This is a genomic window from Arcticibacterium sp. (assembly GCF_055134445.1).
Window position 1 is genome coordinate 86,767 of record NZ_JBSRVI010000062.1, and the last position, 24,033, is coordinate 110,799.

The window sequence follows — 24,033 nt, forward strand, 5'->3', positions numbered from 1 at the left end:
AAAAGCGATAACCAGATTTATGGCAGAAAATAAAGTGATGCGATTGAGCCAAGTGGCAAGGAACTTAAACGTGAGTTTATCTCATGTGGTGGAAGCACTTGCCTCAGAAGGTCACAACGTAGGAACTAACCCAAACGCCAAGTTAAGCACAGAATTATTACTTATTTTACAAGACAAGTATGATTCTACGGCCTTAATTGGTGATAATAAGCCAAAAGCAGAAGATACTAAGCCTGTAAATCAGGATTCTGAAATACTTTATTTTAGAGAAGAGCCTGTAGCTACTGAAAAGCCAGAGATTGAGAAAATCAAGATCGAATCGAAATTAGATGGACCTAAAGTTCTTGGAAAAATAGATTTAAACGCTAAATCTAAACCAAAAACGGAAACTCCAACACCACCCGTGGCTGAAGAGGTTCCAGCACCAGCTCCTACACCGGAGCCTGTACCAGAACCTACTCCTGAGCCCACACCTCAACCTGAACCAGAACCTAAGGTTGAAGTTAAAGCTCCAGAGCCAGTAGTTGAAGTTAAGGCCCCAGAAGTTCCTGAGCCAACACCTGAGCCTATCGCTGAAGTAAAGGTTGAACCAGAGGTTAAAAAAGCCGCTGTGGAAGAAAAAGAAGTTGTTAAAGAGACTCCAACTCAGGAAGTTCCTAAGGAGAAAGAGCCGGAAGCTTCGAAAAAAATAGAAGAAACAAAAGAAGTTACTAAAGTTCAGGAAGCTGAAGTAGTGGTGGAAAAACCAAAAGAAGAAACTCCTGTAGATAATGTCATAAAGGCAAAAGGAGATAAATTAGCTGGGCTTAAAGTCCTAGGTAAAATTGAACTTCCAGTTGAGAAAAAACCGGAATCCAGTGTTGACCGTAAGAAAAGAAAACGTAAGCATGTTAGCCGAATGGGTAAGCTTACGGGTATTACGGATCAGCAGTTCTTTAAGAAAAAAGAAAGTGAAGGCCAAGCCGGAGATAAAAAGCCGGGTACTCCTGCCACCGGTTCTACTCAAGATAAAAGAGGACCTGCTAATCGCAATACTAATACGACGACCGGCAGGAAAAAAACTGGTGGAGGACGTAAAGAAGTAGTCAAAGAAGTTGATGTTAAAGACAGCATTAAGCAGACTTTGGCAAAAATGCAGTCTAGGGGCGGGCAAGACTTCGGTGCTAAGCAAAGAAGAGAAAGACGTAAAACTAGAGCTGAAAGGGCTGAACTAGATGAAGCTATCGAGCAACACGAAAGCACCTATCTGAAGGTAACAGAATTCATTTCTGCTTCTGAATTAGCTTCTTTAATGGATGTTTCTGTTAATGAGGTGATAGGTACGTGTATGGAAATGGGCATGTTTGTTTCCATTAACCAGCGTTTAGATGCAGAATCTATTCAGATGATTGCCTTAGAATATGACTTTGAAGTTGAATTCATTTCGGCGGAAGAAGAGATTCATGCTGAGAATCTTGAAGTAGAAGATGCAGCCGAGGATTTAAAACCTCGTGCACCAATCGTAACCATAATGGGTCACGTAGATCATGGTAAAACTTCTTTGCTAGATTATATCCGTACCACAAAAGTGGCTACTGGTGAGGCAGGTGGAATTACACAGCATATTGGAGCCTATAACGTAGAAATTCAAACTGGAGATAATAAGGGTAAATCACTTACTTTCTTAGATACTCCTGGTCACGAGGCCTTTACAGCCATGCGTGCAAGGGGTGCGAAAGTTACGGATATTGTTATCATCGTGATTTCTGCTGATGATTCTGTGATGCCACAAACACGTGAAGCTATTAATCACGCACAAAATGCTGGTGTTCCAATTGTATTCGCTTTGAATAAGATTGACAAGCCAGGTGCTAATCCAGATAAAATCAGACAGGATCTTTCTAAACAAAATATCCTTTTAGAATCTTGGGGCGGTAAATATCAGGAGCAAGAAATTTCTGCTAAAACTGGTCAAGGTATAGAAGAACTGATGGACAAAGTCCTTTTAGAATCTGAATTATTAGAACTAAAAGCCAATCCAAACAGAAATGCCAATGGAACCGTTATTGAAGCCACACTTGATAAGGGTAGAGGTTATGTAGCTACTATCTTGGTAGAAGCAGGAAGTTTGAAAGTTGGTGATATTATTCTTGCAGGTCAGTACTTTGGTCGTGTAAGAGCGATGATTGACGACCTAGGTGGAAGGATTAAGGTAGCAGGTCCATCGACACCAGTTCAGATACTTGGTTTACCAGGAGCTCCACAAGCCGGCGACAAGTTTAATGTCATGGAAACGGATAGAGAAGCTCGTGAAATTGCAAACAAACGTGAGCAAATAATTAGAGAGCAGAGTATCAGAGCCAAAAGACATATTACGCTGGATGAAATTGGTAGAAGAAAAGCCATCGGTACTTTCAAAGAGTTAAACGTCATTGTAAAAGGTGATGTGGACGGTTCTGTGGAAGCACTTTCCGATTCCTTACTTAAACTTTCTACTGATGAGGTTCAAGTAAAAATCATTCACAAAGGTGTAGGACAAATTTCTGAATCCGACGTATTGTTAGCGAGTGCTGCAGATGCCATTATCCTTGGTTTCCAAGTAAGGCCATCTTCTAATGCCCGTAGAATAGCAGACACAGAAGAAATCGAGATAAGACTTTACTCTGTTATTTATCAAGCAATTGATGAAATAAAAGATGCGATGGAAGGGCTATTAGCTCCTACTGAAGAAGAGTTTATCACAGGTAACATTGAAGTTAGAGAAGTATTCAAAATCTCTAAAGTTGGTACTATCGCGGGTAGTTTTGTAACAGATGGTTACGTCAAACGTGCCAACAATGTTAGAATTATTAGAGATGGTATCGTATTACATGAAGGCTCGATTGACCAGCTGAAACGTTTCAAAGACGACGTGTCAGAAGTTAAAAAAGGTTACGAATGTGGTATTAAAATCACTAAATTCAATGACCTACAGATTGGTGATATCATAGAATCTTTTGAAACAAGAGAAATCAAAAGAACACTAAAATAAACTAAAATAGGGCTCGCTTATGCAAGCCCTATTTTAAGGAATACTATTTTCAATATATTCTGAAAATATAATATTATTAATAACTTGCATAACTCCTTTTTTTGGGGTTAATTTGCTCCAAGTTAAAGTGCTATGCTAATAATCAATTCTGAAGCGGAAGCTTATTGTACATCAATAAGTGATTCTGAACCTCCTATTTTACAAGAAATCAGGAGAGATACCAATGCCAACGTTCTGCAACCCAGAATGCTGTCAGGGCATTTTCAAGGAAGATTATTATCTATGCTTTCGCATTTAGTTCGTCCAGATAGAATTCTTGAGATAGGAACCTATACAGGATATTCAGCCATTTGTCTGGCAGAAGGATTAAATGAAAATGGAAAAGTAATCAGTATTGATGTCAATGAGGAATTGGAGGACCGCATTAACTCAAATATTGAAATTTCAGGTTTTAAGGACCAAATTGAATTTGTTTCTGGTAACGCTCTTGAAATAATACCTACCCTTAAAGAGGAGTTCGACATGGTTTTTATTGATGCAAATAAGAGAGATTACGAAAACTATTTTGAAGCAGTTATAGATAAAGTTAAAAAAAATGGTTTAATCATTTCCGATAATGTTCTCTGGGACGGCAAGGTGTTTGACGATCAATCTCGCGACCTTACCACAAAAGCCCTAAGAAAATTTAATTTGAAGCTTAAGCAAGATAAAAGAATACAAAAAGTGCTGCTACCTATCCGTGATGGTTTATTGGTGGCAAGAAAAATTTCCTAACATGAAAAATATTTTATTTCTAATTCTATTATTTATCTCAATTGGTATTTCGGCCCAGACAGATTACAGCATGCCCGAAACGCCTAAAAGAATTGAGTTTGCGAACGTCATCGTAAACCTTGACATTGCCACTCAAAAAAGGGTGAACAATTACGTTGTCGGTTTATTAACACCTCAAAACTCCTATTTAGAAGGTAAACTGCAGCTCATGCAGTGGTATTTCCCTTATATAGAAGCCATACTTGAGAAAGAAAATGTACCCGACGATCTTAAATATTTGGCGGTTCAGGAAAGTGCTTTAAAACCAGATGCTCTTTCTTCATCGGCAGCTGTAGGTTTTTGGCAATTTAAGGAAGCCACTGGAAGAGAACTGGGTCTTACCATAGATAATAATATAGACGAACGGAAATACATTTTTGCCAGTACAAAAGCTGCGGCAAGTTACTTCAGAAAGAACAATATTATCTTTAAGAACTGGGTTTCATGTATTTATGCCTACAATCAAGGACCCACTGGAGCCACTAAAGATATCCCTGCCAGCTGGTCCTATGCCAGTGAAATTGATTTTGATGACAGCACGCCAGATTACCTTTTAAAAGCATTGGCTCATAGAATAGCTTTTGAACACCGCCTTAATAGATTAAAAAAATCTCCTAAAAAACTAATTGAATACCCAACCCGGGGTAAATCTTTAGCCGAAATCGCGGTAGAGCTTACGGTAGATCTAAGCGAACTAAGGGAGTACAATGCTTGGCTATATTCGGCATCCATTCCTACTACTAAAGATTATACGGTACTTATACCCATTAATGCATCTAGGGAACAGGAAATATTAGCACAAATTCAGAAAAGAAGAGAGTTAACCACTACGGACAAGGGATATCCTATTTTGGTAAGAAAAACATTGGTTACCACCTCCGATAACGACCCTATTCTATATGAAATCAACGAGAAAAAGGGGATATTGGCAGAGCCAGGCGATGAAGCCTCCCAACTAGCCAAAAAGGGCGATATTGTATTAAGTTACTTCTTAAAATTTAATGACCTTGACGACAAACACCTGGTTAAAACTGGTCAAGTTTATTACTTAGAACAAAAGTCAAAAAAAGGGCCTACACAATTCCATACAGTCAGTAAATCGCAAACTTTTTGGGAGATTTCTCAAATGTACGGCATCAGACTAAAGAACCTTTTAAAATATAACAGGTTAAAAAGCCCAGAAGATCTCCAACCTGGCCGTGTAGTATGGTTACAGAAAAAGAGACCTAAGAATCAGCCCGTTGAGATTATTCAAGAAGTAATTAACGAAGAACTTCCTTCTCTTCCAGTACAAACAAGATATAAAAGAGACGATGTGGTGTTATCCGAAGCGGAAACCAATACCACCAACAGCCGTACGAACACAGATGTCATAAAATTAAGTACACAAGTACAAGAGGAAGAAATTGACGACAAGCCAGTTGTGGTAAAAAGAGTGGAACGTGAGCCAGCCAGACCTGAAAAGGTAGAATCCAAACCCGTAACCGTTATTTCTAAACCTAACATAGAACCCTCAGAACCTGTAAGAGCATCCACTAGTTACTCCTTAAATCCTGCCAGTAAGATGCACTATGTTACACAGGGAGAAACGCTTTTTTCAATATCAAAGAAATACAATCTGAGTGTAGGCCAATTACGGAACCTGAACGGAATGTCTACAAGCGACATACTCCAATACGGTCAACAATTAATTGTAAGCGAGGCAGGAAGAGGAACAGAAACAAGGCCTACTACGGTAATTACGAGTTCTAAAAGACCTAACCAAGAGCTTTCCTATCATACAGTACAACGAGGAGAAACATTATATTCACTTTCCAAGCAATACAACACAACGGTGGTTAATATTCAGAAATGGAATAATTTATCTGGAACTGAAATATCTATTGGAGAACAACTCATAGTTTCTCAAGACGGCACTAATAGTACCTCCAATAACTCTCAGAGTGCTAGCACACATACTGTTAGTAAGGGAGAAACCTTATATAGCATTAGCAAAAGATATGACATTACACTGGGCAATTTAAAGTCTATGAATAACCTCTCTGACAATACCATTAGTGTGGGTCAAGTCCTTAGAATTAGATAATATAAATTTCTTCTTAGCATTAGTTCTATTTTGAAATATGGTATTGGTAATTTTACGGCATGATAGTAATAGATGACACCTGTATCAGTGATGATATAAAGGAGAAGCAGTTTATTTGTAACCTCGACAAATGCAAAGGAGCATGCTGTGTAGAAGGAGATTTGGGAGCACCCTTAGAGGAGTCTGAGCTACCCGTTCTTATAGAGTTGTATGAAAAAATAAAACCTTATTTATCCTTAGAGGGTATTCAGGCCATTGAAGAGCAAGGAATTTACATACAAGATGAAGACGGTGATTTCAGTACTACCACTGTAGATGACAAAGAATGTGCATATGCCATTTATGATAAGAAAGGTACTTTAAAGTGTGGCATTGAAGAGGCTTATAACGACAATGCCATTGATTTTAAAAAGCCCATCTCCTGTCACCTCTACCCTATCAGGATTACAAAATACGAAAGCTATCACGCCTTAAACTACGACCAATGGAGCATTTGCAGCGATGCCTGTGAGTTGGGAGAAAAATTAGGTGTACCTGTTTATAAGTTCTTAAAAGAGCCATTAGAAAGGGCCTATGGCGAAGAATGGTATCAAAAGCTCACCAAGGAAATTGAAGGAGAATAAATTTGAAGAAATTTATGACGTTGTAAAACTCATTCCAAAAGGAAAGGTATCTTCTTATGGTGTAATAGCAGCATACTTAGGTTCAAAAGGTGGAGCAAGAATTGTGGGATGGGCCATGAATGCTATTCATCACCGACCCGATGTTCCTGCCCATCGGGTGGTCAACAGAATCGGTCTTCTTTCAGGGAAAAATGCTTTTGATACGCCCACCACAATGCAACAAAAATTAGAAGCCGAAGGTTTGAAAATTGAAAACGATAAAATTCAAGATTTCGATAGACATTTCTGGAATCCTAACACAGAATTACTCTAATTTTCTTGTGTTTTCTTAATTAAAAGGCCTCTCCTTTTAAGAATATTAATTTTAGTTAATATAATATATAAAATCATTGTTTAGTTATTGTACCTTTATGCCAAATTAAATTCTGAATAAATACTTCACCATGGCAACAGGAAAATTAGACGTAATAGATCACAAACTATTAGAGATTCTTCAAACAAACGGAAAAATAACTAATGCACAGCTTTCTAAAGATGTTGGTCTTTCGCCAGCTCCTACTTTAGAGCGAGTAAAGAAATTAGAGCAGTCAGGAATTATAGAAAGTTATCATGCACAAATTAGCAGGGAAAAAGTAGGCTTAGGTGTACTTACATTTGTCCAAGTAACCCTTAAAGGTCATCAAAAAACAATTATAGATTCCTTTGTTGCCAAAATCAACAGCGTTCCCGAAATCATTGAGTGTCATCACGTTACGGGTTCTTGCGATTTCCTTTTAAAAGTTATTGCACAGGATATTAGTAACTATCAAGCACTTATAATGGACACCATAAATGACATTGAAGTGGTTTCAAGTACTCAAACCATGGTTATTCTGCAAACCATTAAGAATAGCAAGGTATTGCCAATTCCTTAGCCCTTTCTTTTTTTCTTTTTGGCTTCAGTAATTTTCTTTTTCAAAGTCTTAATCCGCTCTCTTGCAGTATTGTATGAAGCGGATTTTTTCTGTTTTGCATCTATAATTAATTTATACTTTCTAGCCGCTGTTAAAAAATCACCTTCATCCATGGCAAAATCACCCAAAGCCAACTGCGATCCTAAATAATAACCAGACTCTTCGGAGTCATTACTTTCTGCAAACTCGGTACATTTTTGATAATAAAACTTAGCCGTACCTATATCTTTATTATAGTTATGATTGATATAGCCTAAAATATATGCGGCATATCTGCCTTCATTAGCCCCATAACCATATTTTTCCGCAGCTATATTGTCTAGTAATTCTTTGGCAAACACTTCTGCCTCATTCATTCTACCTAAGACAAAACTACTTCTTGCCGCATATCTGTGAAAAAAGGAATTATTTGGGTATAAAGCGTGCATCATGTTTGACATCTGCCTGGCTTTATTGTGCTGGTTTTCCATAGCATAAATTTGAACCAAGAAATACCTAGCCTCCATTCTGGTATAGAAGGCATTTGAACTCACATTTTCAAGCTGAGCAATACCCAAATTCTTATCCCCTTTTCTGAAAAAAGTCAAAAGGGGTTTTAAAGATTTATAATTCTCATTAATCCACTTAGAATAAAAATTATAAAGTCCATCTCCAAAAATTAATTCGGGGTTAATATTATCATCTCCCCTACTGAGCTCCAAATATTTTAAAGACTGTTTTCCAGCCCACGCTGCTTTGAGCCAATTTTCTCTTTCGGCATATATCCTACCTTTAAAAGCGTATGAAGCCGCCATGAAGAAAGCGGCCTCTTTATTGTTTTTATCATCATCTAAAAGGTCGTCTGCCAGGTCGATGCTCTTATCCATATAATTATGAATAACGTCATCGTATTTTTTTATACCTGTATCTGGGACTATCCTCCACCAATAATTTAATCCTAGCAGAAAATGTCCAATAGGATGGTGTGGGTATTTCACCAAAAGCCATTTAAATTCCCTTTCAGACTCATAGAAATTAAAGTTATACATGTTATCTATGGCCGCCGTGGTCTCAATTTGAATACCTCTATCGGTAAGAAGTTTTGCAGGCTTTTCCTTCTCTTTCTCAAAAATATCGAAAAGCTGACTGTAACCATCAAAACTAATGATGGTTAATAGAACAAGCAGTTTTAAAAAAATCTTCATAAAATTTGACTCAACGAATCTATTTCAAATATGCGGTTATAAGCGAGAAATAAGTATTTTTTTCCTTTCTTGGCTTCATATATCAATTCATTCTAATGAGAACGATAAAAGACAGGCAGTTTGTACCTTTAATTCCAAAAGATGTTTTACAAAACAAAATCAAAGAATTAGCCAAGCGTTTAGAGCATGATTACGCCGACAAAAATCCGATTTTTGTGGGAGTTTTAAACGGGTCATTCATGTTTCTTTCTGAACTTTTCAAAGAAATTAAAATGCCCTGTCAGGTTAGCTTCGTAAAAGTTCAATCTTATGAAGAGATGAACTCTACTGGCCATGTGAAAGAACTTATTGGTTTGAGTGAAAACATTGAAGGCAGGCATGTCGTGATTGTTGAAGATATTATTGATACAGGGAAAACAATGACAGAAATTCTCCCTTCTTTTTACAAGCAAAATCCTGCATCTGTTACAATTTTAACACTTCTTCATAAGAAAGAGGCGACCCAATTTGACCTAAAAATTGACTATGTCGGTTTTGAAGTTGAAAACAAATTTGTCATTGGTTTCGGACTGGATTACGACGGCTTCGGAAGAAATATTGATGAAATAATGATATTGGCGGAGTAGTTAATTCACTTCGCCGTACTTAAGAATGTTAAATCGTATTAAGTCACCAATTTGAAAGTTCTGCATTGAAAAGGCTTTAAGAATCCTAGATTCTATGTCAATTATAATTTCTTTAAAAATACCGCGATCTATAACCGTTTTAACCCTCCCTTCAAACGCCCCCTCCGCAACAATTTCAATCGCCTCTGGCCTGATTAATATCCTTCTCTTTTTAGCGTCAATTTTAAATAATTGCGAAGCCTCGTCTTGGGAAAATAAAGTGAAATCTCCCGTGATAGACGCCTCATAAACTGACTTTGGCTTGTTATAAACCACTAATGGCTTCGTCTGCTGTGTAATTTTTCCTTTTTTTAGAATAGCCAATTCGTCAGCCGTTCCAAAAACGTCGGAAATGTCGTGAGTAACAAAAATACAAGCCATATCTTCTTCCGCTACGAGCTGCTTAACCTCTTCTTTTAGTGTACTCTTATTTCTATAATCCAAGTTACTAAAGGGTTCATCTAGCAACAATAAAGAAGGCTCATCTGCCAGTGCTCTAGCGATGGCGGTTCGTTGCTGCTCGCCTTCAGAAGAATGTCTCGGCAGTTGATGCTCAGCTTTTTTTAGTCCGGTAACTTTTAGGAGCTTTTCTACCCTTTGATTTTTATACTCATCATTAAAAAATCGGAGTTCGTATTCTATATTTTCTCTTAAAGAAATATTAGGAAAGAGTGGATTATCTTGGCGAACTATTTTGATCTTAGGATGTCCCGCAATGAGTTTTTCTGATGGCGGTACTATCCTCTCGGCACCAATGCTAAGTGACCCTGAATCTGGTTCAAGTAAACCTGCAATTAATTTTAAAATAGTAGATTTCCCAGAACCGCTTTGGCCCAAAAGAGCCAAAATTCTATGCTTTTCTAAGGAAATAGTTACATTCCTTACGATGGTTTTGTCTTCGATACTGAAATTTAGATTCCGTACCTCAAGTACTTTTGTCAAATGCTAACTTAAATAATTTCGGTAATAATAAGCAATTCCAATTTTGAAGTCTTAAGTTTAAAGCAAAATATTAAAAAAAAGACTGCCCACCTCCTTTCATATGTTAGAACAATACAGCGAACAAACTAAATGTTTGGTAGCACTAGATTCCATAATTTTTGGTTTCGACGGCTCTAAACTCAAGTTGTTATTAGTAAAAAGAGGAATTGAAGACAGTAAAAACATATGGTCACTTATGGGAGGCTGGCTTAAACCTAACGAAGGTTTAGATAAAGCCGCTTCTAGAATTTTAGAGGATCTGACAGGATTAAAAAACATCTATCTAGAGCAAGTAAGCACTTTTGGTTTACCAGATAGAGACCCTGTAGAAAGAACGGTTTCGGTTACCTACTTTGCCCTCATAAATGTGGATGACTACGAACGCTTCGATTCTAAAGATCATCAGGCACAATGGTTTGATTTTGATGAACTGCCCGAATTACTTTTTGACCATGGTCTAATGGTAGAAAACGCTATTCAAAGACTAAGAAATAAGGCTGCATTTCATCCTTTAGGATTTGAATTACTTCCCGAGAAATTTACGTTGCCGCAGCTTTTGACTTTATATGAGGCTATATTTGATTCTGCTTTTGATAAAAGAAATTTCAGTAGAAAAATTCTATCCAGTGGATGGCTAACGAAGTTAGATGAGAAACAAAAAGGATTTTCTAAGAAAGGAGCCTTTTTATACAAATTGAATACACAGGCTTCTAGCAAAGCTGCGAGTTCAAACTTGTATTTCGTCCCTAATATAGATTCTTTACTTTAAACTTTTGATATTCTTAAGTTGTACTGGAATAGAAACTGTAGGCTCGTGACCGTGAAAAGATGTCTCTGGTACATTAATCTATAGTACATCCATAGCGAGGCATAACCGTACCTTAAAGCTCTTATCACCTCCATGCTTTACAAACATCCACTTGACAGCTATAACTTGCAATTTGGGTCAGTTATGTTATCGTGGTTGTGGCCTTGCTTCAGTATGTCATTTAGGTATTGGTGATTATAACAACCGCTGTGCTAACCTATCACTCTCCTGAATCAATATCCGTACTTATGACCGACTAACTAATCCTAATAGGTACCATAATCCACTTTACCTAGCGTTACCACCATTAAGGCATCATAAACCACACTCACGCCTAATAGGCTGCCGGAAAAATATTCTATCCTAAAATGCAGATGAACTGCTCTATGGTCTTGAGAATCTGCCGTATCAATATATGCCATTTAATATTTAGCATATCGGTTAAGTGTCGATTCAAATATTGTCATTTTCATGGCAGCACGAAAGCAAAAAAAACATGCTACCAAATGAATTCGAAAAAAGCCAAGTTTGAAAATGCGGGATAAAACAAAGAAATGCCTGCTTGCAATACACAAACAGGCACTTTTAAAAATACAAAATAACTTATAGTCTATTGATATTCGTCACCATTAAAGGCTCATTAATATCAATTCTCATCTATTTAGTAACGATTCGAAGCTTTAAAAAATCGAGCTTCTCGGCATCCGAAATCGCATCAATTTTGATTGGATTTATCCCCTTTTGTTGCAATAATTTCTTAAGATGAAAGGCTCTTTTTATTCCCGTTTGAGAATTTCCTTTCGAATCCCCACCCTTGATTTGAATTTGAAATCTAGGATTGCTTTTGAACAGATTTGCTAAACTATCTATAATGGGATTTGAGCTATCCAAAAAGTCCACAGAACCCTCTGCAAAACTAAATGATTCCACTTTGACTTCATTATTTTGAGGAAGCAAACCACCGCCAACCAGCTCTTTAATGGCTAACCACCCTGGGTCTCCTACTATTACCGTATCAGCTGAATTGCTTAAGCTATCCGGACTAATTGCAAGCTCGTCATTTAACTCTATTACAGAAGACTCGTTTGGTACATCTGAACCAAATATTTCTTCTCGTGAGTCATACAGCAGATATCCTAACACACCTACTAAAATTAGCACTCCAATAATTAGAATCGTTTTTTTAGAAAAAAAGCTTTCCTCTTCATCATAACTAACCTCCTCATTATAAGAAGATTCGCTTATAACAATTCCTGCTTCTTCCAATGCTTCCTGCTGCTCTTTTTTCTTAGCAAAATGCATTTTCATATTTCTCAAATCATGCATGCCAAGAGCAGGTATCATCTTTTCCACCAAATTTTCTGGAGCTTTGGCAAATAGCGGGTCTCTATGCTCTTTCAGATAATTCATAAGGTCTTCTTTACTAGTACCTTCGTCTAACTTTTCAGCTAAAAAGCTAATCATCAAGGCATTAATAAAAGAAGCATATTTGGTTGTTTCTTGTTTGCTAGTTCCACTATGAGCAGTGACTAGATTAAGCAGCTGACTTTTGAAAGAAGGAAATATTTGACTCATATTCCTTTCTCCTACTTCAATAAAACCTGCTAAACTTTTAGTCGAGTCAAAACCCTTTTTGAGGTCAAAACCCGCCAAGTCCTTTTCATGTATTTTTTTAATTTGGTTTACCAACATGCTCGTGCTCATGTCGCTATTTGCTCGCCTAATAAGGCCAGCTAAAAGAGTATAGAAAATAGCATAAATTGCCCCTTTAGTATCGCCTAAATTTCTCTCCCCCAAATTTTTCAAGCTTTCTATCAATTCATCCGTTATGCTTTCATCAAATTTTTGGAACAATGTCATCTTCTCTGTGCTTTTTTGGTATTCAAATTCAAGTATTAGATTGCAAAAAAACAAAAAAAAGAGGTATTTGCAGTTAATTGGAATCAATAAATTCAACCCTAACAGATAATAATATATGCCTGTAGATAAAAAAAGCAAATTAAGAAGTCAAGAATGGTTCGGTAAAGAAGGCAAAGATGGTTTCATATATCGCAGTTGGATAAAAAATCAAGGGTACCCCGCACATCAGTTTAAAGGAAAACCTGTTATAGGAATTTGCAATACTTGGTCGGAGGCCACTCCTTGCAATGGTCATTTTAGAGAATTAGCTCAATTTGTCAAAAACGGGGTCTATGAAGCCGGCGGATTCCCACTAGAGTTCCCCGTAATGTCTTTGGGAGAAACCATTATGAGGCCAACGGCCATGCTTTACAGAAACTTAGCTTCCATGACTGTGGAAGAAAGTATCAGAGCAAACCCTTTTGATGCTGTGGTTCTTTTAACAGGTTGTGATAAGACCACCCCCTCTTTGGTTATGGGTGCAGCCAGTGTAGACATACCTTCCATAGTTCTTTCTGGAGGACCCATGCTTAATGGAAAATTTCGAGGCAAAGACTTAGGCTCTGGAACGGATGTGTGGAAATTTGACGCCGATGTTAAAGCTGGCAAAATGACCTTAGATGAAATGGAGGAAGCTGAAGCCTGTATGAGCAGAAGTATTGGGCACTGTAACACTATGGGAACGGCATCTACGATGGCCACTATGGTGGAAGCCTTAGGCTTAACTCTACCAGGTGTTTCTTCTATCCCTGCAGCCGACTCAAGAAAGAAAATGATGGCTCATATGACCGGTATTAGAGCTGTGGAAATGGTGAAAGAAGAATTGACTATTTCAAAAATTCTAACGAGACCTGCCTTTTTAAATGCTATTAAAGTAAACTCCGCAGTAGGTGGTTCCACCAATTTTGTGCTGCATTTATTGGCCATTGCCAAAAGAATGGAGGTTGAGCTTACGCTAGAAGATTTTGATATACACGGTTCTAAAATCCCATTTTTACTTAATCTTATGCCTTCTGGTAAGTATCTCATGGAAGATTACTATTACGCAGGCGGAATTCAAGTTATTCTAAAGGAACTTGAAAATCATTTAAGTGAGGAGGCCATTACTGTCAATGGTAAAACACTTATAGAAAATTCTCAAAAAGCTAGAAACTGGAATACAGACGTGATCAGACCCATTACTGACCCAATCCTTAAAGAAGGCGGTATTACCGTGGTAAAAGGGAATTTATGTACGGAGGGAGCAGTTATAAAAGTATCTGCCGCCACACCATCTCTTTTAAAGCACAAAGGAAGGGCCGTAGTTTTTGAAACCATAGAAGATTACCATGCCAGAATAGACAACCCTGATTTAGATATTGACGAAACCTGTATCATGGTTTTGAAAAATGTTGGACCAAAAGGTTATCCTGGTATGCCAGAAGTTGGAAACATGACTCTTCCGAAGAAAATCATTCAAAAAGGAATCACCGATATGGTAAGAATATCTGATGGGAGAATGAGCGGCACAGCTTTTGGAACAGTTTTCCTTCATGCTTCTCCGGAATCAGCTTTAGGAAGCCCTTTAGCATTGGTTGAAAATGGCGACATTATAGAATGTGACGTGCATGCCAAAACCATTCACCTTCATGTTTCTGATGAGGAACTAGCTGAAAGAAAGAAGAAATGGGAGCCTATTGACTTAGGATTTAACAGAGGTTATATAAAATTATATATCGACACCGTAAATCAAGCCCATGAAGGTGCAGACATGGATTTCTTGATTGGAAAATCTGGTAGTATCGTAAACAGGGAATCTCATTAAGTTTGCGTTTATATATTTGGGTAAACAAAAGAAACTCGCTACTTTTAAGGGTATTAGCCTAGCCAAACCCTTAAAAGTACTTGTCTTACATGAATTTTCGCACCGAAATCGAACTTTCGGAATTCCCTTTCAAAATTGAGCGGAATTCCAAGATATTGACCATCGGGTCATGTTTTTCCGACAATATTGGAAATTATTTATCTGACAATAAAATAGATTGTTTACACAATCCCTACGGTGTTGTGTTTAATCCAGTTTCCATTTTCAGGCTGCTCACCCATAGTATTAATCAATATCCAGTAAGAACAAATTATTTCACTCAAAATGAGGGTCTTTGGTATCATTATGATTTCCATTCAAGGCTCTCTAATGAGAATAAAAGTGATTTGGAGAATGAGTTAAACATCTTACACCAAAAAGTAAGAAATTTTCTAAAAAAGACTGACTATCTGTTTATTACGCTAGGGACAGCTTATGCTTATCGATTAAAACAGAACTCCTACATTGTTTCAAATTGTCATAAAAAAGAGTCTAGTCTTTTCCATAAGGAAATGCTTACCAATAAAGAAATTGGCATTAGATTCACTCAGTTTTATGAAAAAATAAAGCTCATTAACCCAAAAATAAAAATCATTTTTACGGTTAGTCCGGTTAGACATACCAAAGACACCTTACAAGGCAACAACCTCAGCAAAAGTATTTTAAGGCTAGCATCCCATTATTTTACACAAGACTTTAAGGATATCTATTATTTCCCTGCTTACGAAATTCTTCTAGACGACCTTAGGGATTATAGATATTATGCGGACGACATGATTCATGTCAACAGCACGGGTCAGCAGTATGTCATTGAACACTTTAGGAAAACCGCCTTTTCTCAAAAACTCAATGAATTTATTGACAACTGGAGTAAGGTTCAAAGTCAATTAAATCACAAGCCCTTTCACTCTGACTCAGAGGCACACCAAACCTTTTTGAAAAAGCTCATGATTCGCTTAGAAGAATTGAGTCATTCTGTCGATGTAGAACAAGAAATGGAAATAGTGAAGGCTCAGCTTATTTAATCTTACCACATTTTCTAATTTTGCAAAACTTTCCGCCCTACAAGTCTGTTGGGTAGTTAGGTCGTTTTCAAACAAAAAAAGTATTTGTGATTAACCAAGAAAGTGTTTTAGCTGCTCTTAGCAATGTCGAAGAACCGGATCTTAAAAAAGATCTAGTTACCCTCAATATGATTAAAGATGTTGAGGTTAATGGTTCCAATATAAAATTTACGGTTGTTTTAACTACTCCGGCTTGTCCTTTAAAAGAGGTTATTCGTCAGAGATGTATGGATGCCCTTCATAAAGATTTGGGCGAAGATATACAGGTAGAAATCACGATGACCGCAGAGGTTACATCCATAAGAAATAGTTCTCCGCAGCTGCCAGGTGTTAAAAACATTATCGCCATTTCTTCAGGAAAGGGAGGAGTAGGAAAATCTACTGTAACGGCTAATTTGGCTATTGCCCTTAAAAACTCGGGGGCTTCCGTTGGAATTATAGATGCCGACATTTTTGGACCTTCTATCCCTCTGATGTTTGGGGCAGAAGATATTCAGCCACTTATTTCTCAAAAAGATGGCAAAAACATGATTCACCCTGTGAATCAGTATGGCATTAAGATGATCTCTATTGGCTTTTTAACCCCTAAAGATAACGCTGTAGTTTGGCGTGGCCCAATGGCAAGTCAAGCTCTAAGACAATTTTTGGGAGATGTAGACTGGGGTGATTTAGATTATTTGTTGATTGACCTTCCTCCAGGAACCAGCGATATACACTTATCTTTGGTACAAACGGTGCCTGTCACTGGAGCGGTAGTGGTTACCACTCCCCAGAAAGTTGCTTTGGCAGATGCCACCAAAGGTTTGGCTATGTTTCAGCAGCCACAAATCAATGTGCCTATTTTAGGTGTAATTGAAAACATGGCCTACTTTACACCACTAGAGTTGCCAGATAATAAGTATTACATTTTTGGACAAGATGGCGGAAAAAATCTTGCAGAGAAGTTTGGTGTACCTTTATTAGGAAAAATACCTATTGTTCAAGGTATTAGAGAAGGAGGAGATGAAGGAAGACCCGTAATGATGGATGAAAATAATCCAGGAGCTGCCGCTTTTAAAGAAGCAGCAGAAGCACTGGCTCAGCAGTTGGCTATTAGAAATGCTTCTAAGCCCGCTACAGAAAGAGTTCAGATGGCGTAAAGTGTGGAATGTAGATTAGGATATTCTTCACTTGTGAAGTATTTTTGTACAAATAATAGTTTCAGAAAATGAGTTCTTTAAAAGAGCGTGTAGAGAAGGCTTTAGATTCTGTTAGACCTTATTTAGAGGCTGATGGCGGGAATGTAAATGTCGTAGAAATTACCGAAGATGGCACTGTAAAACTAGAGCTTCTAGGAGCTTGTGGTACTTGTCCTATGTCTACCATGACATTTAAGGCAGGTCTTGAGGAAGCCATTTTAAAATCGGTACCAGAAATAAAAAAAGTAGTTGCCCTTAACCTCACTCCAGCAGGATAAGAAATTATAAAGCATTTTATTTAAGCTACTTGCCGAGGTAAGTAGCTTTTTTATTTAAATTGCATAACAAACGTGTATCCTTTATAAACTTTACGTCCAATGACTACTAAACTAAAAGTTGGCATTTTTTTCGGAGGGCCTTCCAGAGAAAGAGAAATTTCATTTAAAGGTGGTAGAACAGCCTTTCAGCACCTTGACAAAAGTCATTATGAGCCTATCCTCATTTTTGTTGACAGCATTGGAAATTTCATTGAAATAAACCCAGAATATATTTATTCAGATGCCATTAAAGATTTTTATCCTTCAAAAAATCTTAATCACGGCTTCAGAGTATATATTGAGTCTCTGGGTGATTTAAATGAAACCCAACTTTACAAACTAATTTATAAAATAGGGAAGCAAATTAAAGTGGAGAAACTCTGCGAAAAAATAGACATCGCTTTCCCTGTCATGCACGGCCCTTATGCAGAAGACGGAAACATACAAGGTTTGTTTGAGTGGTATGGTATCCCTTATGTTGGCCCAAGTATTTTGGGTTCTGCCATAGGTATCAATAAGCCCTATCAAAATGCACTATTGTCCAAATCAAATGGGCAGCAAAAGAAAACCAGAGTTATTAGCAAAAAAGAGTGGGATACTACAGACCGTTCTGCCTTATTTAGTGAGCTTACTAAAACATTAGGCTTCCCTTTAGTGATTAAAGCTCCTCACCAAGGTTCATCTATTGGCGTAGGTATTGTGAAGAAGAGAAGCATGGAAGACTTCTCAAAAAAAATGAACCAATGCTTTTTCGATACCATCATAGCTCAGAAAGATTGGATAAAATTAAGTACCAGACAGAAAAAGAATATTTTAGAGAAAATGCTTAATCTGGGAGAAGGAATAGGATTCCCAGTCATTATTAATGGGGAAGAGAAAGCACATCCATCAGATTTAATGAAAGCATTAAACGAGTTTCTTAAAGACAATGAAGAGGTCATTCTTAGTTCTTCCAATTCGGAGGATTATGTTTTAATAGAAGAATTTATAGTGGGGAAAGAATTTTCTATGGGCATCATCCAAGATGAGGATTTCAACACTTTTGCTCTCCCTCCTACAGAAATCTATGGAGATATTGAAAGCTTCGACTTTAAGTCGAAATATCAATCTTCTGTTACCAAAAAGCGAATTCCGATTGACACCCATTTTGAGAATCTTCATAAAATAGAAACACAAGGTATAAAGGCCTTTGAAGACTTGGCCCAAAATGTGGTTTGTAGAATAGATGGATTCTTAACTGAAGACGATAAGGTCATTTTCCATGATCCAAACACGCTTCCAGGAATGTCTCCGAGTAGCCTTATATTCAAACAAATGGCAGAAATAGGTATCAATATTAGCCAATCCATAAATTACCTCATTCGGCAGTCCATTGTTCAAAGAATAAGAGAAGGAAAAAGAACACATAAATACAGAAACTTACTCGCAGAAATTGACAAGAGTATGGCTGCCGCCAAAACCTTGAGCAAGAAGAAAATAGCGATAGTTTTCGGAGAAAATGAAGACGAATACATTTCTGCTCAGCAAAAATATAATGAACTAGGAGCTTCTGAGGAAATGGAACCTACCTGTATTTGCTCATCAGAAAACGGCAATTACTATTTAATACCTATCACTTTGATGTTTAAAGCTAACATTGAGGAGTTTGGACAGGCTATTGGTGCTCCTAAACATCCATTTGTTCAGTCGCTTATTGATAAAACAGAAGGCATTAGAAAACTATACGCAGGCAATGTAAACTTCACGGTCAAGAAGATTAACGAGGCGGCATTGCAGTCATCATTTGACCAAATATTTTCAACAGCAAGCGAAGAAGTGGCCTAAAATGGCAAAAAAGAAAAAATTCTATGTAGTTTGGGAAGGAAGGCAAGCCGGAATCTTTTCTTCATGGGATGCCTGTAAAAAACAAATAGATGGCTTTACCGGAGCTAAATACAAATCCTTTGAATCTGAAAAGGAAGCTCAAGACGCATTTTCTAAAAACTATTACCAAGTAGTATCTAAAGGAGGAGGCTCAAAAAAGGCTGCTATTAACCCCAATGCCGCACCTCCAATTAAGGAAAGTATCGTGGTGGACGCTGCATGGAATACCAGAAGTGGCGACATGGAGTACCAAGGCTTTGATTTCAGAAATGGTAAACTACTTTTCAAAAAAGGACCGTATAGCGACGGCACCAATAATATTGGCGAATTTCTCGCAATAGTTCATGCTTTGGCTTTACTAAAAAAGCATGACATCAACATGCCTATTTACTCAGATTCTAGAACGGCCATGGCTTGGGTAAAAAAGAAAAAGGCCAATACCAAAATAGAGTGGACCAAAAATAACGCAGAACTTAAAGAACTTACCATCAGGGCAGAAGAATGGCTTCAAGCCAATACTTACACAAACCCAATCCTAAAATGGGAAACCAAAAGCTGGGGTGAAAACCCCGCCGACTTTGGAAGAAAGTAATGTTTAAATTTAAACAGTTTACGGTAGAGCAAGACAAATGTGGCATGAAGGTATGCATAGATAGCTGCATTTTAGGAGCCAGTGTCATGCTTAATGAAGAAGAGAAAACAGCCTTGGATATTGGCACAGGTACCGGCCTTTTGAGTCTCATGCTAGCTCAAAAATCTCCTTTACTAAAGATTGATGCTGTAGAAATCGACGAAAGTGCCTATTTACAAGCAAAGGAAAATTTCGTCAATAGTCCATTTGATTCTAGAATAACTATTTATCACTCCGATATAAAAGAGTTTGAAAGTGGCATGTATGACCTCATCATTGTCAATCCGCCATTCTATAAAAATGGACTCAACTCTCCTGATTCCCAAAAAAACCTGGCAAAACATCAACAAACATTACTTTTAGAAGATTTAGCTTTGGAAATTTCTAAGAGACTAAAGCCAGAAGGTAAAGTCCTAGTGTTATTACCTTCTCTAGAGATGAGACAAATGGAAAGCTTCATGCTGGCTCAGGATTTAAAGCCTTCTAAAAAGCTACATATCAGACATCAGAAGGGACATAAGGTCTTCCGGGAAGTAGTAACTTTTTCCTTTAAAACCGCCACTTTAGATCTGGCAGAAATCCATATTAAAGATGACAATAATGTTACCTATTCAAATGATTTTCAAGCGTTGATGAAAGATTACTACATTATTTTTTAAATTTGTTTACCAAATAAATGCTTTCCCGACATGTCAAACCCACAAATCAGCGTGCTGATTCCACTTTTAAATGAAGAGGAGTCTCTACCTGAACTTCATGATTGGATAGACCGAACGCTCCAAAACGCTGGTCTTTCTTATGAAATTTACTTCATTGACGATGGGAGTACCGATGACTCTTGGCGGGTTATTCAAGAGCTTAATAGTAGAAATGATAAAGTACATGGTATAAAATTTACCAGAAACTATGGCAAAACCGCCGCTTTAGACACGGGTTTTAAAGCTGTTTCGGGTGATGTTATCATTACCATGGATGCAGATTTGCAGGATAATCCTGAAGAAATACCTGAGCTCTATAAGAAAATTACGGAAGAGAAATACGACCTGGTGTCTGGTTGGAAAAAGAAACGCCATGACCCTATTCTTTCTAAAAATTTACCCAGTAAAATATTTAACTGGGCGGCCAGAAGAATCTCTGGTGTAAAGCTGAACGATTTCAACTGTGGACTAAAAGCTTATGACCGCAGAGTGGTGAAAAACATCAAAATCTATGGTGAAATGCACCGTTATATTCCTGTCATAGCCAAATGGAACGGTTTCGGAAAAATAGGAGAGCAAGTAGTTAAACATCAAGCAAGAAAATATGGCACCACCAAATTTGGCATTGATAGGTTTATTAATGGATTTTTAGATCTCATTAGCATTACTTTTGTCAATAAATTTGGTCGCAGACCCATGCACTTTTTTGGGGCGTTTGGTGTGTTTGGCTTTCTTTTAGGTTCTATTATTACGTTTTCCTTAATCTTTGAAAAACTCTATTATCTGTGGAAGGGACTTCCTTACAGAAACGTAACAGATAATCCCCTATTCTTTCTAGCCTTAGTGGCTATTATCATTGGTACGCAGTTCTTTCTAGCTGGTTTTCTTGGTGAACTATTTGTGAAACAAAACATCAACAAGAATGAGTACATCATTGAAGAAAAAATATAATAGACCTTTTCTATTTGGATTTTCCTTCGCGATGGCTTTGATGGCATTAGGCTCTTGCCAAGTAAAAGATCCCGAAATCCCTGAAGATTTATATGGCCGATGGAGGATAGAGAAAATTGACGCCTACCTAAAAGAGTCCTCCGCTCCCGCCCTTGCCAAAACACAAGATTACGCCGGAAAAGAACTCTACTTTGAATTTCTAAAGGATGGAAGGTTTGCGACAAATACCGATTTAGGCTTGAACATTATCCTCTTAGAAAGTGCTAATCCTATTTTGGGTAACTTTGACTTCTCTGAATCCGGAAATAAGGATATGATTAAACTTACATTTGATGACCGACAATATGATGCAACCGTCGAATTAAACTTTGAGGTGATTAATATCTCAACGGATAGCCCTTCGTTCCTGATGGATACGGTAAACTATGTTACCAGTTTAAGAAACTCTGGAAATAACATGAACGACATATTCAGAAGCAACCTTTATGATTTTAGTTACAGAATAAACGAGGCACGATTTTCGTGGACTTTTACAAAAATTTAAAATTATCTAACAGCATGAATAAAGTATTGAAACAGTTGGGTTTGCTTTTTATGGCATCTCTACTTTTTATCTCCTGTAGCAAAGACGATTCTGAAGAAGTAAAACCTGCAGAAATAAGCGGAAAATGGAATATTTCTAGTGCAGAATCTAATTTTGAAACCAAATCAAACGAAAACACAAATAGCACCTTTGATTTTAGTAAAGATAACCTATTCATAGAATTCAATGCAGACGGAACATACGCTTCAAATGCGGAATTTGGAATTGGTGAGCTTGGTTTAAACCCTAAAGGAACAGTGTCTAATTCCTATGTTTACAACAACGGAAGGTTAGAATTAAAACTTCTGGAGTCTTCTTTAAAAAAGGAAGTAATCCTATATTTCCGTACAGAGGATAGCTCAAATAGTCTAATTCTTAATTCAGATATAAACGACCTTTTGGATGCTTATAATGATCAGTCAGGTTCATTTGACCTCATTACAGGTTTGATCATTGATGCGACGATTAAAAACTATGCAAGACTTGATTTCAAAGTTACGCTTACGAAATAAGAACATTTCCTAAAATAGACTAAAAAGCCCCTTCTATGGGCTTTTTTAGTATCCATACCACTTGTCCCACCATTTTTGAAGGTTACGTCTGATATCATTTTCTCGTGGGTTATTACCTGGTTCATAGAGTTTTTGACCTTTAAGGTCATCCGGCATAAAATTCTGCTGAGCAAAACTCCCTTCATAATTGTGAGAATATTTATAAGATTTCCCATAACCAATTTCTTTCATTAGCTTGGTAGGTGCATTTCTGAGGTCAATAGGCACAGGCAAGTGTGAGGTTCGTTCTGCCAACGCCATAGCCGCATCTATAGCCATATAGGAAGCATTAGACTTGGCAGATGTAGCCAGATAAACCACTGTTTGAGAAAGGATAATTCTGCCCTCTGGGTAACCGATTTTCTTCACTGCATCCATACAGGTATTGGCCATAATAACCGCTGTAGGATTAGCATTGCCAATATCCTCCGAAGCTAAAATGAGCATTCTTCTGGCAATAAAGTTGGGGTCTTCCCCTGCTACCAGCATCCTTGCCAACCAGTATAAAGCAGCGTTTGGGTCAGAACCTCGCATAGATTTAATGAAAGCCGAAATGATGTCGTAATGCTGCTCGCCAGATTTATCATATCGAGCCATGTTTTTCTGGACGACCTCCTCAACCAAAACATCATTGATAAGCACTTCCGTGTTCCCAAACTGAGAATTGACCACCATTTCTAGCAAATTCAGTAGCTTTCTACCATCGCCTCCAGAAATCCTAAAAAGTGAGTCCGTAGTCTCTACTTTGATATTTTTCTCCCTTAAATGAGCATCTTCTTTAAGAGCCCTTTCCAATATAGCGTTCAGTTCCTTTTGACCAAAGGCTTCTAAAACATATACCTGACACCTCGAAAGTAAGGCTGAATTTACTTCAAAAGAAGGATTCTCTGTCGTGGCTCCTATCAGTGTTACTTTTCCCTTTTCTACGGCACCTAAAAGGGTGTCTTGCTGAGACTTATTAAATCTATGAATCTCGTCAATAAACAAAATGGGTGGAAACAAGCCGGAAGGCTTTTTGAGAATCTCACGTAAATCTTTTACACCAGAACTAATGGCAGAAAGTGAATAAAACTGTCTTTTAGTAAGTTCTGCCAACATTAAAGAAAGTGTAGTTTTACCCACACCAGGAGGGCCCCATAAAATCATAGAAGGCACTAAATTAGCCTCTAAAGATTTCCTTAAGGGTTTTCCTTTTCCGAGAATGTGTTCCTGACCTATATATTCGTCAAGGTTTTTGGGGCGAAGCCTCTCGGCCAATGGCATGTTCTGCATCCTGTAAAATTGGTGGCTTTATTTTCAAAATGAAAACAGCAGGCTTCCAATTTTCAAAAA

23 protein-coding genes and 1 pseudogene are annotated in these 24,033 nt (G+C 37.5%); 19 read left to right on the top strand and 5 right to left on the bottom strand.

The genetic code is table 11. The features are described from left to right. Window positions 1–19 precede the first annotated feature (19 nt). The 6 genes from infB (at window position 20) to ACTBZY_RS08595 (ending at window position 7,446) form a co-directional block, all read left to right on the top strand. Complete coding sequence (gene infB, locus ACTBZY_RS08570; protein WP_463045916.1) at window positions 20–3,010, top strand: translation initiation factor IF-2; 2,991 nt, start codon at window positions 20–22, stop codon at window positions 3,008–3,010. A gap of 132 nt (window positions 3,011–3,142) precedes the next feature. Continuing rightward, a complete protein-coding gene (locus ACTBZY_RS08575; protein WP_463045917.1) occupies window positions 3,143–3,784 on the top strand; it encodes an O-methyltransferase in 642 nt (213 codons plus the stop codon). A gap of 1 nt (window position 3,785) precedes the next feature. Next, the gene (locus ACTBZY_RS08580) at window positions 3,786–5,909 is read left to right on the top strand and encodes a LysM peptidoglycan-binding domain-containing protein (protein ID WP_463045918.1); all 2,124 of its coding nucleotides are present in this window, start codon (window positions 3,786–3,788) and stop codon (window positions 5,907–5,909) included. A 59-nt stretch (window positions 5,910–5,968) separates the two neighbouring features. Next, the gene (locus ACTBZY_RS08585) at window positions 5,969–6,532 is read left to right on the top strand and encodes a DUF3109 family protein (protein ID WP_463045919.1); all 564 of its coding nucleotides are present in this window, start codon (window positions 5,969–5,971) and stop codon (window positions 6,530–6,532) included. Further along, on the top strand, window positions 6,483–6,845 hold the full coding sequence (locus ACTBZY_RS08590) for an MGMT family protein (RefSeq protein WP_463045920.1): 363 nt from the start codon (window positions 6,483–6,485) through the stop codon (window positions 6,843–6,845). The genes ACTBZY_RS08585 and ACTBZY_RS08590 overlap by 50 nt, the downstream gene beginning before the upstream one ends. A 130-nt stretch (window positions 6,846–6,975) precedes the next feature. Further along, on the top strand, window positions 6,976–7,446 hold the full coding sequence (locus ACTBZY_RS08595; RefSeq protein WP_463045921.1) for an Lrp/AsnC family transcriptional regulator: 471 nt from the start codon (window positions 6,976–6,978) through the stop codon (window positions 7,444–7,446). Here the strand turns inward: ACTBZY_RS08595 and ACTBZY_RS08600 are convergent. Further along, entirely contained in the window at window positions 7,443–8,669 is a 1,227-nt protein-coding gene (locus tag ACTBZY_RS08600; protein WP_463045922.1) for a tetratricopeptide repeat protein, read from the bottom strand. The two genes, ACTBZY_RS08595 and ACTBZY_RS08600, sit on opposite strands and share 4 nt — an antisense overlap. Before the next feature lie 95 nt (window positions 8,670–8,764). Here ACTBZY_RS08600 and hpt point away from each other — a divergent pair, with 95 nt between their 5' ends. Next, window positions 8,765–9,295 (top strand): hypoxanthine phosphoribosyltransferase, encoded by a 531-nt coding sequence (gene hpt / locus ACTBZY_RS08605; RefSeq protein ID WP_463045923.1) that lies wholly within the window; start codon window positions 8,765–8,767, stop codon window positions 9,293–9,295. Here hpt and ACTBZY_RS08610 read toward each other — a convergent pair whose 3' ends face one another. Continuing rightward, window positions 9,296–10,276 (bottom strand): ABC transporter ATP-binding protein, encoded by a 981-nt coding sequence (locus ACTBZY_RS08610; protein ID WP_463045924.1) that lies wholly within the window; start codon window positions 10,274–10,276, stop codon window positions 9,296–9,298. Window positions 10,277–10,376: 100 nt separating this feature from the next. Here ACTBZY_RS08610 and ACTBZY_RS08615 point away from each other — a divergent pair, with 100 nt between their 5' ends. Beyond that, window positions 10,377–11,084: an NUDIX hydrolase gene (locus tag ACTBZY_RS08615; RefSeq protein ID WP_463045925.1), complete on the top strand. Its 708-nt coding sequence runs from the start codon at window positions 10,377–10,379 to the stop codon at window positions 11,082–11,084. Window positions 11,085–11,389: 305 nt separating this feature from the next. On the opposite strand, the gene ACTBZY_RS08620 is transcribed toward ACTBZY_RS08615, so the two are convergent. Together ACTBZY_RS08620 and ACTBZY_RS08625 are read right to left on the bottom strand one after the other, a co-directional pair. Beyond that, window positions 11,390–11,545 (bottom strand): hypothetical protein, encoded by a 156-nt coding sequence (locus ACTBZY_RS08620; RefSeq protein ID WP_463045926.1) that lies wholly within the window; start codon window positions 11,543–11,545, stop codon window positions 11,390–11,392. A 235-nt stretch (window positions 11,546–11,780) separates the two neighbouring features. Beyond that, a complete protein-coding gene (locus ACTBZY_RS08625; RefSeq protein WP_463045927.1) occupies window positions 11,781–12,983 on the bottom strand; it encodes an OmpA family protein in 1,203 nt (400 codons plus the stop codon). 115 nt (window positions 12,984–13,098) lie between these two features. Here ACTBZY_RS08625 and ACTBZY_RS08630 point away from each other — a divergent pair, with 115 nt between their 5' ends. The 11 genes and pseudogenes from ACTBZY_RS08630 (at window position 13,099) to ACTBZY_RS08680 (ending at window position 22,662) form a co-directional block, all read left to right on the top strand. Then, entirely contained in the window at window positions 13,099–14,826 is a 1,728-nt protein-coding gene (locus ACTBZY_RS08630) for an IlvD/Edd family dehydratase (RefSeq protein ID WP_463045928.1), read from the top strand. 89 nt (window positions 14,827–14,915) lie between these two features. Further along, window positions 14,916–15,890, top strand: coding sequence for a GSCFA domain-containing protein (locus tag ACTBZY_RS08635; protein WP_463045929.1), 975 nt, complete (start codon window positions 14,916–14,918; stop codon window positions 15,888–15,890). Between the two features lie 86 nt (window positions 15,891–15,976). After that, a complete protein-coding gene (locus tag ACTBZY_RS08640; RefSeq protein WP_463045930.1) occupies window positions 15,977–17,068 on the top strand; it encodes an Mrp/NBP35 family ATP-binding protein in 1,092 nt (363 codons plus the stop codon). 68 nt (window positions 17,069–17,136) lie between these two features. After that, window positions 17,137–17,385, top strand: a complete 249-nt coding sequence (locus ACTBZY_RS08645) for a NifU family protein (protein ID WP_463045931.1) — start codon at window positions 17,137–17,139, stop codon at window positions 17,383–17,385. 99 nt (window positions 17,386–17,484) lie between these two features. Further along, window positions 17,485–17,929 (top strand): annotated as a pseudogene (locus tag ACTBZY_RS08650) (D-alanine--D-alanine ligase); the annotation flags it as partial. Between the two features lie 32 nt (window positions 17,930–17,961). Continuing rightward, window positions 17,962–19,248, top strand: a complete 1,287-nt coding sequence (locus ACTBZY_RS08655; protein WP_463045948.1) for a D-alanine--D-alanine ligase family protein — start codon at window positions 17,962–17,964, stop codon at window positions 19,246–19,248. Between the two features lies 1 nt (window position 19,249). Then, window positions 19,250–19,879 (top strand): ribonuclease H1 domain-containing protein, encoded by a 630-nt coding sequence (locus ACTBZY_RS08660; protein WP_463045932.1) that lies wholly within the window; start codon window positions 19,250–19,252, stop codon window positions 19,877–19,879. Next, window positions 19,879–20,577, top strand: a complete 699-nt coding sequence (locus ACTBZY_RS08665; RefSeq protein WP_463045933.1) for a tRNA1(Val) (adenine(37)-N6)-methyltransferase — start codon at window positions 19,879–19,881, stop codon at window positions 20,575–20,577. The genes ACTBZY_RS08660 and ACTBZY_RS08665 overlap by 1 nt, the downstream gene beginning before the upstream one ends. Before the next feature lie 30 nt (window positions 20,578–20,607). Further along, window positions 20,608–21,567 carry a glycosyltransferase family 2 protein gene (locus tag ACTBZY_RS08670; RefSeq protein WP_463045934.1) on the top strand — a complete coding sequence of 320 codons (960 nt, stop codon included), beginning with the start codon at window positions 20,608–20,610 and terminating at the stop codon, window positions 21,565–21,567. Then, window positions 21,539–22,111, top strand: coding sequence for a hypothetical protein (locus tag ACTBZY_RS08675; RefSeq protein ID WP_463045935.1), 573 nt, complete (start codon window positions 21,539–21,541; stop codon window positions 22,109–22,111). The genes ACTBZY_RS08670 and ACTBZY_RS08675 overlap by 29 nt, the downstream gene beginning before the upstream one ends. A gap of 14 nt (window positions 22,112–22,125) precedes the next feature. Continuing rightward, window positions 22,126–22,662 (top strand): hypothetical protein, encoded by a 537-nt coding sequence (locus ACTBZY_RS08680; RefSeq protein ID WP_463045936.1) that lies wholly within the window; start codon window positions 22,126–22,128, stop codon window positions 22,660–22,662. A gap of 45 nt (window positions 22,663–22,707) precedes the next feature. Here the strand turns inward: ACTBZY_RS08680 and ACTBZY_RS08685 are convergent, their stop codons facing one another. After that, a complete protein-coding gene (locus tag ACTBZY_RS08685; protein WP_463045937.1) occupies window positions 22,708–23,973 on the bottom strand; it encodes a replication-associated recombination protein A in 1,266 nt (421 codons plus the stop codon). Window positions 23,974–24,033: the final 60 nt, after the last annotated feature.

What these genes read in the sequence shown, in the direction of transcription:
- ACTBZY_RS08575 (WP_463045917.1), top strand. Translation starts at nt 3,143, where the DNA reads ATGCTAATAATCAATTCTGAAGCGGAAGCTTATTGTACATCAATAAGT.
- ACTBZY_RS08585 (WP_463045919.1), top strand. Translation starts at nt 5,969, where the DNA reads ATGATAGTAATAGATGACACCTGTATCAGTGATGATATAAAGGAGAAG.
- infB (WP_463045916.1), top strand. Translation starts at nt 20, where the DNA reads ATGGCAGAAAATAAAGTGATGCGATTGAGCCAAGTGGCAAGGAACTTA.
- ACTBZY_RS08680 (WP_463045936.1), top strand. Translation starts at nt 22,126, where the DNA reads ATGAATAAAGTATTGAAACAGTTGGGTTTGCTTTTTATGGCATCTCTA.
- ACTBZY_RS08625 (WP_463045927.1), bottom strand. Translation starts at nt 12,983, where the DNA reads ATGACATTGTTCCAAAAATTTGATGAAAGCATAACGGATGAATTGATA.
- ACTBZY_RS08670 (WP_463045934.1), top strand. Translation starts at nt 20,608, where the DNA reads ATGTCAAACCCACAAATCAGCGTGCTGATTCCACTTTTAAATGAAGAG.
- ACTBZY_RS08580 (WP_463045918.1), top strand. Translation starts at nt 3,786, where the DNA reads ATGAAAAATATTTTATTTCTAATTCTATTATTTATCTCAATTGGTATT.
- hpt (WP_463045923.1), top strand. Translation starts at nt 8,765, where the DNA reads ATGAGAACGATAAAAGACAGGCAGTTTGTACCTTTAATTCCAAAAGAT.
- ACTBZY_RS08590 (WP_463045920.1), top strand. Translation starts at nt 6,483, where the DNA reads ATGGCGAAGAATGGTATCAAAAGCTCACCAAGGAAATTGAAGGAGAAT.
- ACTBZY_RS08635 (WP_463045929.1), top strand. Translation starts at nt 14,916, where the DNA reads ATGAATTTTCGCACCGAAATCGAACTTTCGGAATTCCCTTTCAAAATT.
- ACTBZY_RS08645 (WP_463045931.1), top strand. Translation starts at nt 17,137, where the DNA reads ATGAGTTCTTTAAAAGAGCGTGTAGAGAAGGCTTTAGATTCTGTTAGA.
- ACTBZY_RS08600 (WP_463045922.1), bottom strand. Translation starts at nt 8,669, where the DNA reads ATGAAGATTTTTTTAAAACTGCTTGTTCTATTAACCATCATTAGTTTT.
- ACTBZY_RS08660 (WP_463045932.1), top strand. Translation starts at nt 19,250, where the DNA reads ATGGCAAAAAAGAAAAAATTCTATGTAGTTTGGGAAGGAAGGCAAGCC.
- ACTBZY_RS08630 (WP_463045928.1), top strand. Translation starts at nt 13,099, where the DNA reads ATGCCTGTAGATAAAAAAAGCAAATTAAGAAGTCAAGAATGGTTCGGT.
- ACTBZY_RS08620 (WP_463045926.1), bottom strand. Translation starts at nt 11,545, where the DNA reads ATGGCATATATTGATACGGCAGATTCTCAAGACCATAGAGCAGTTCAT.
- ACTBZY_RS08685 (WP_463045937.1), bottom strand. Translation starts at nt 23,973, where the DNA reads ATGCAGAACATGCCATTGGCCGAGAGGCTTCGCCCCAAAAACCTTGAC.
- ACTBZY_RS08675 (WP_463045935.1), top strand. Translation starts at nt 21,539, where the DNA reads ATGAGTACATCATTGAAGAAAAAATATAATAGACCTTTTCTATTTGGA.
- ACTBZY_RS08665 (WP_463045933.1), top strand. Translation starts at nt 19,879, where the DNA reads ATGTTTAAATTTAAACAGTTTACGGTAGAGCAAGACAAATGTGGCATG.
- ACTBZY_RS08595 (WP_463045921.1), top strand. Translation starts at nt 6,976, where the DNA reads ATGGCAACAGGAAAATTAGACGTAATAGATCACAAACTATTAGAGATT.
- ACTBZY_RS08615 (WP_463045925.1), top strand. Translation starts at nt 10,377, where the DNA reads ATGTTAGAACAATACAGCGAACAAACTAAATGTTTGGTAGCACTAGAT.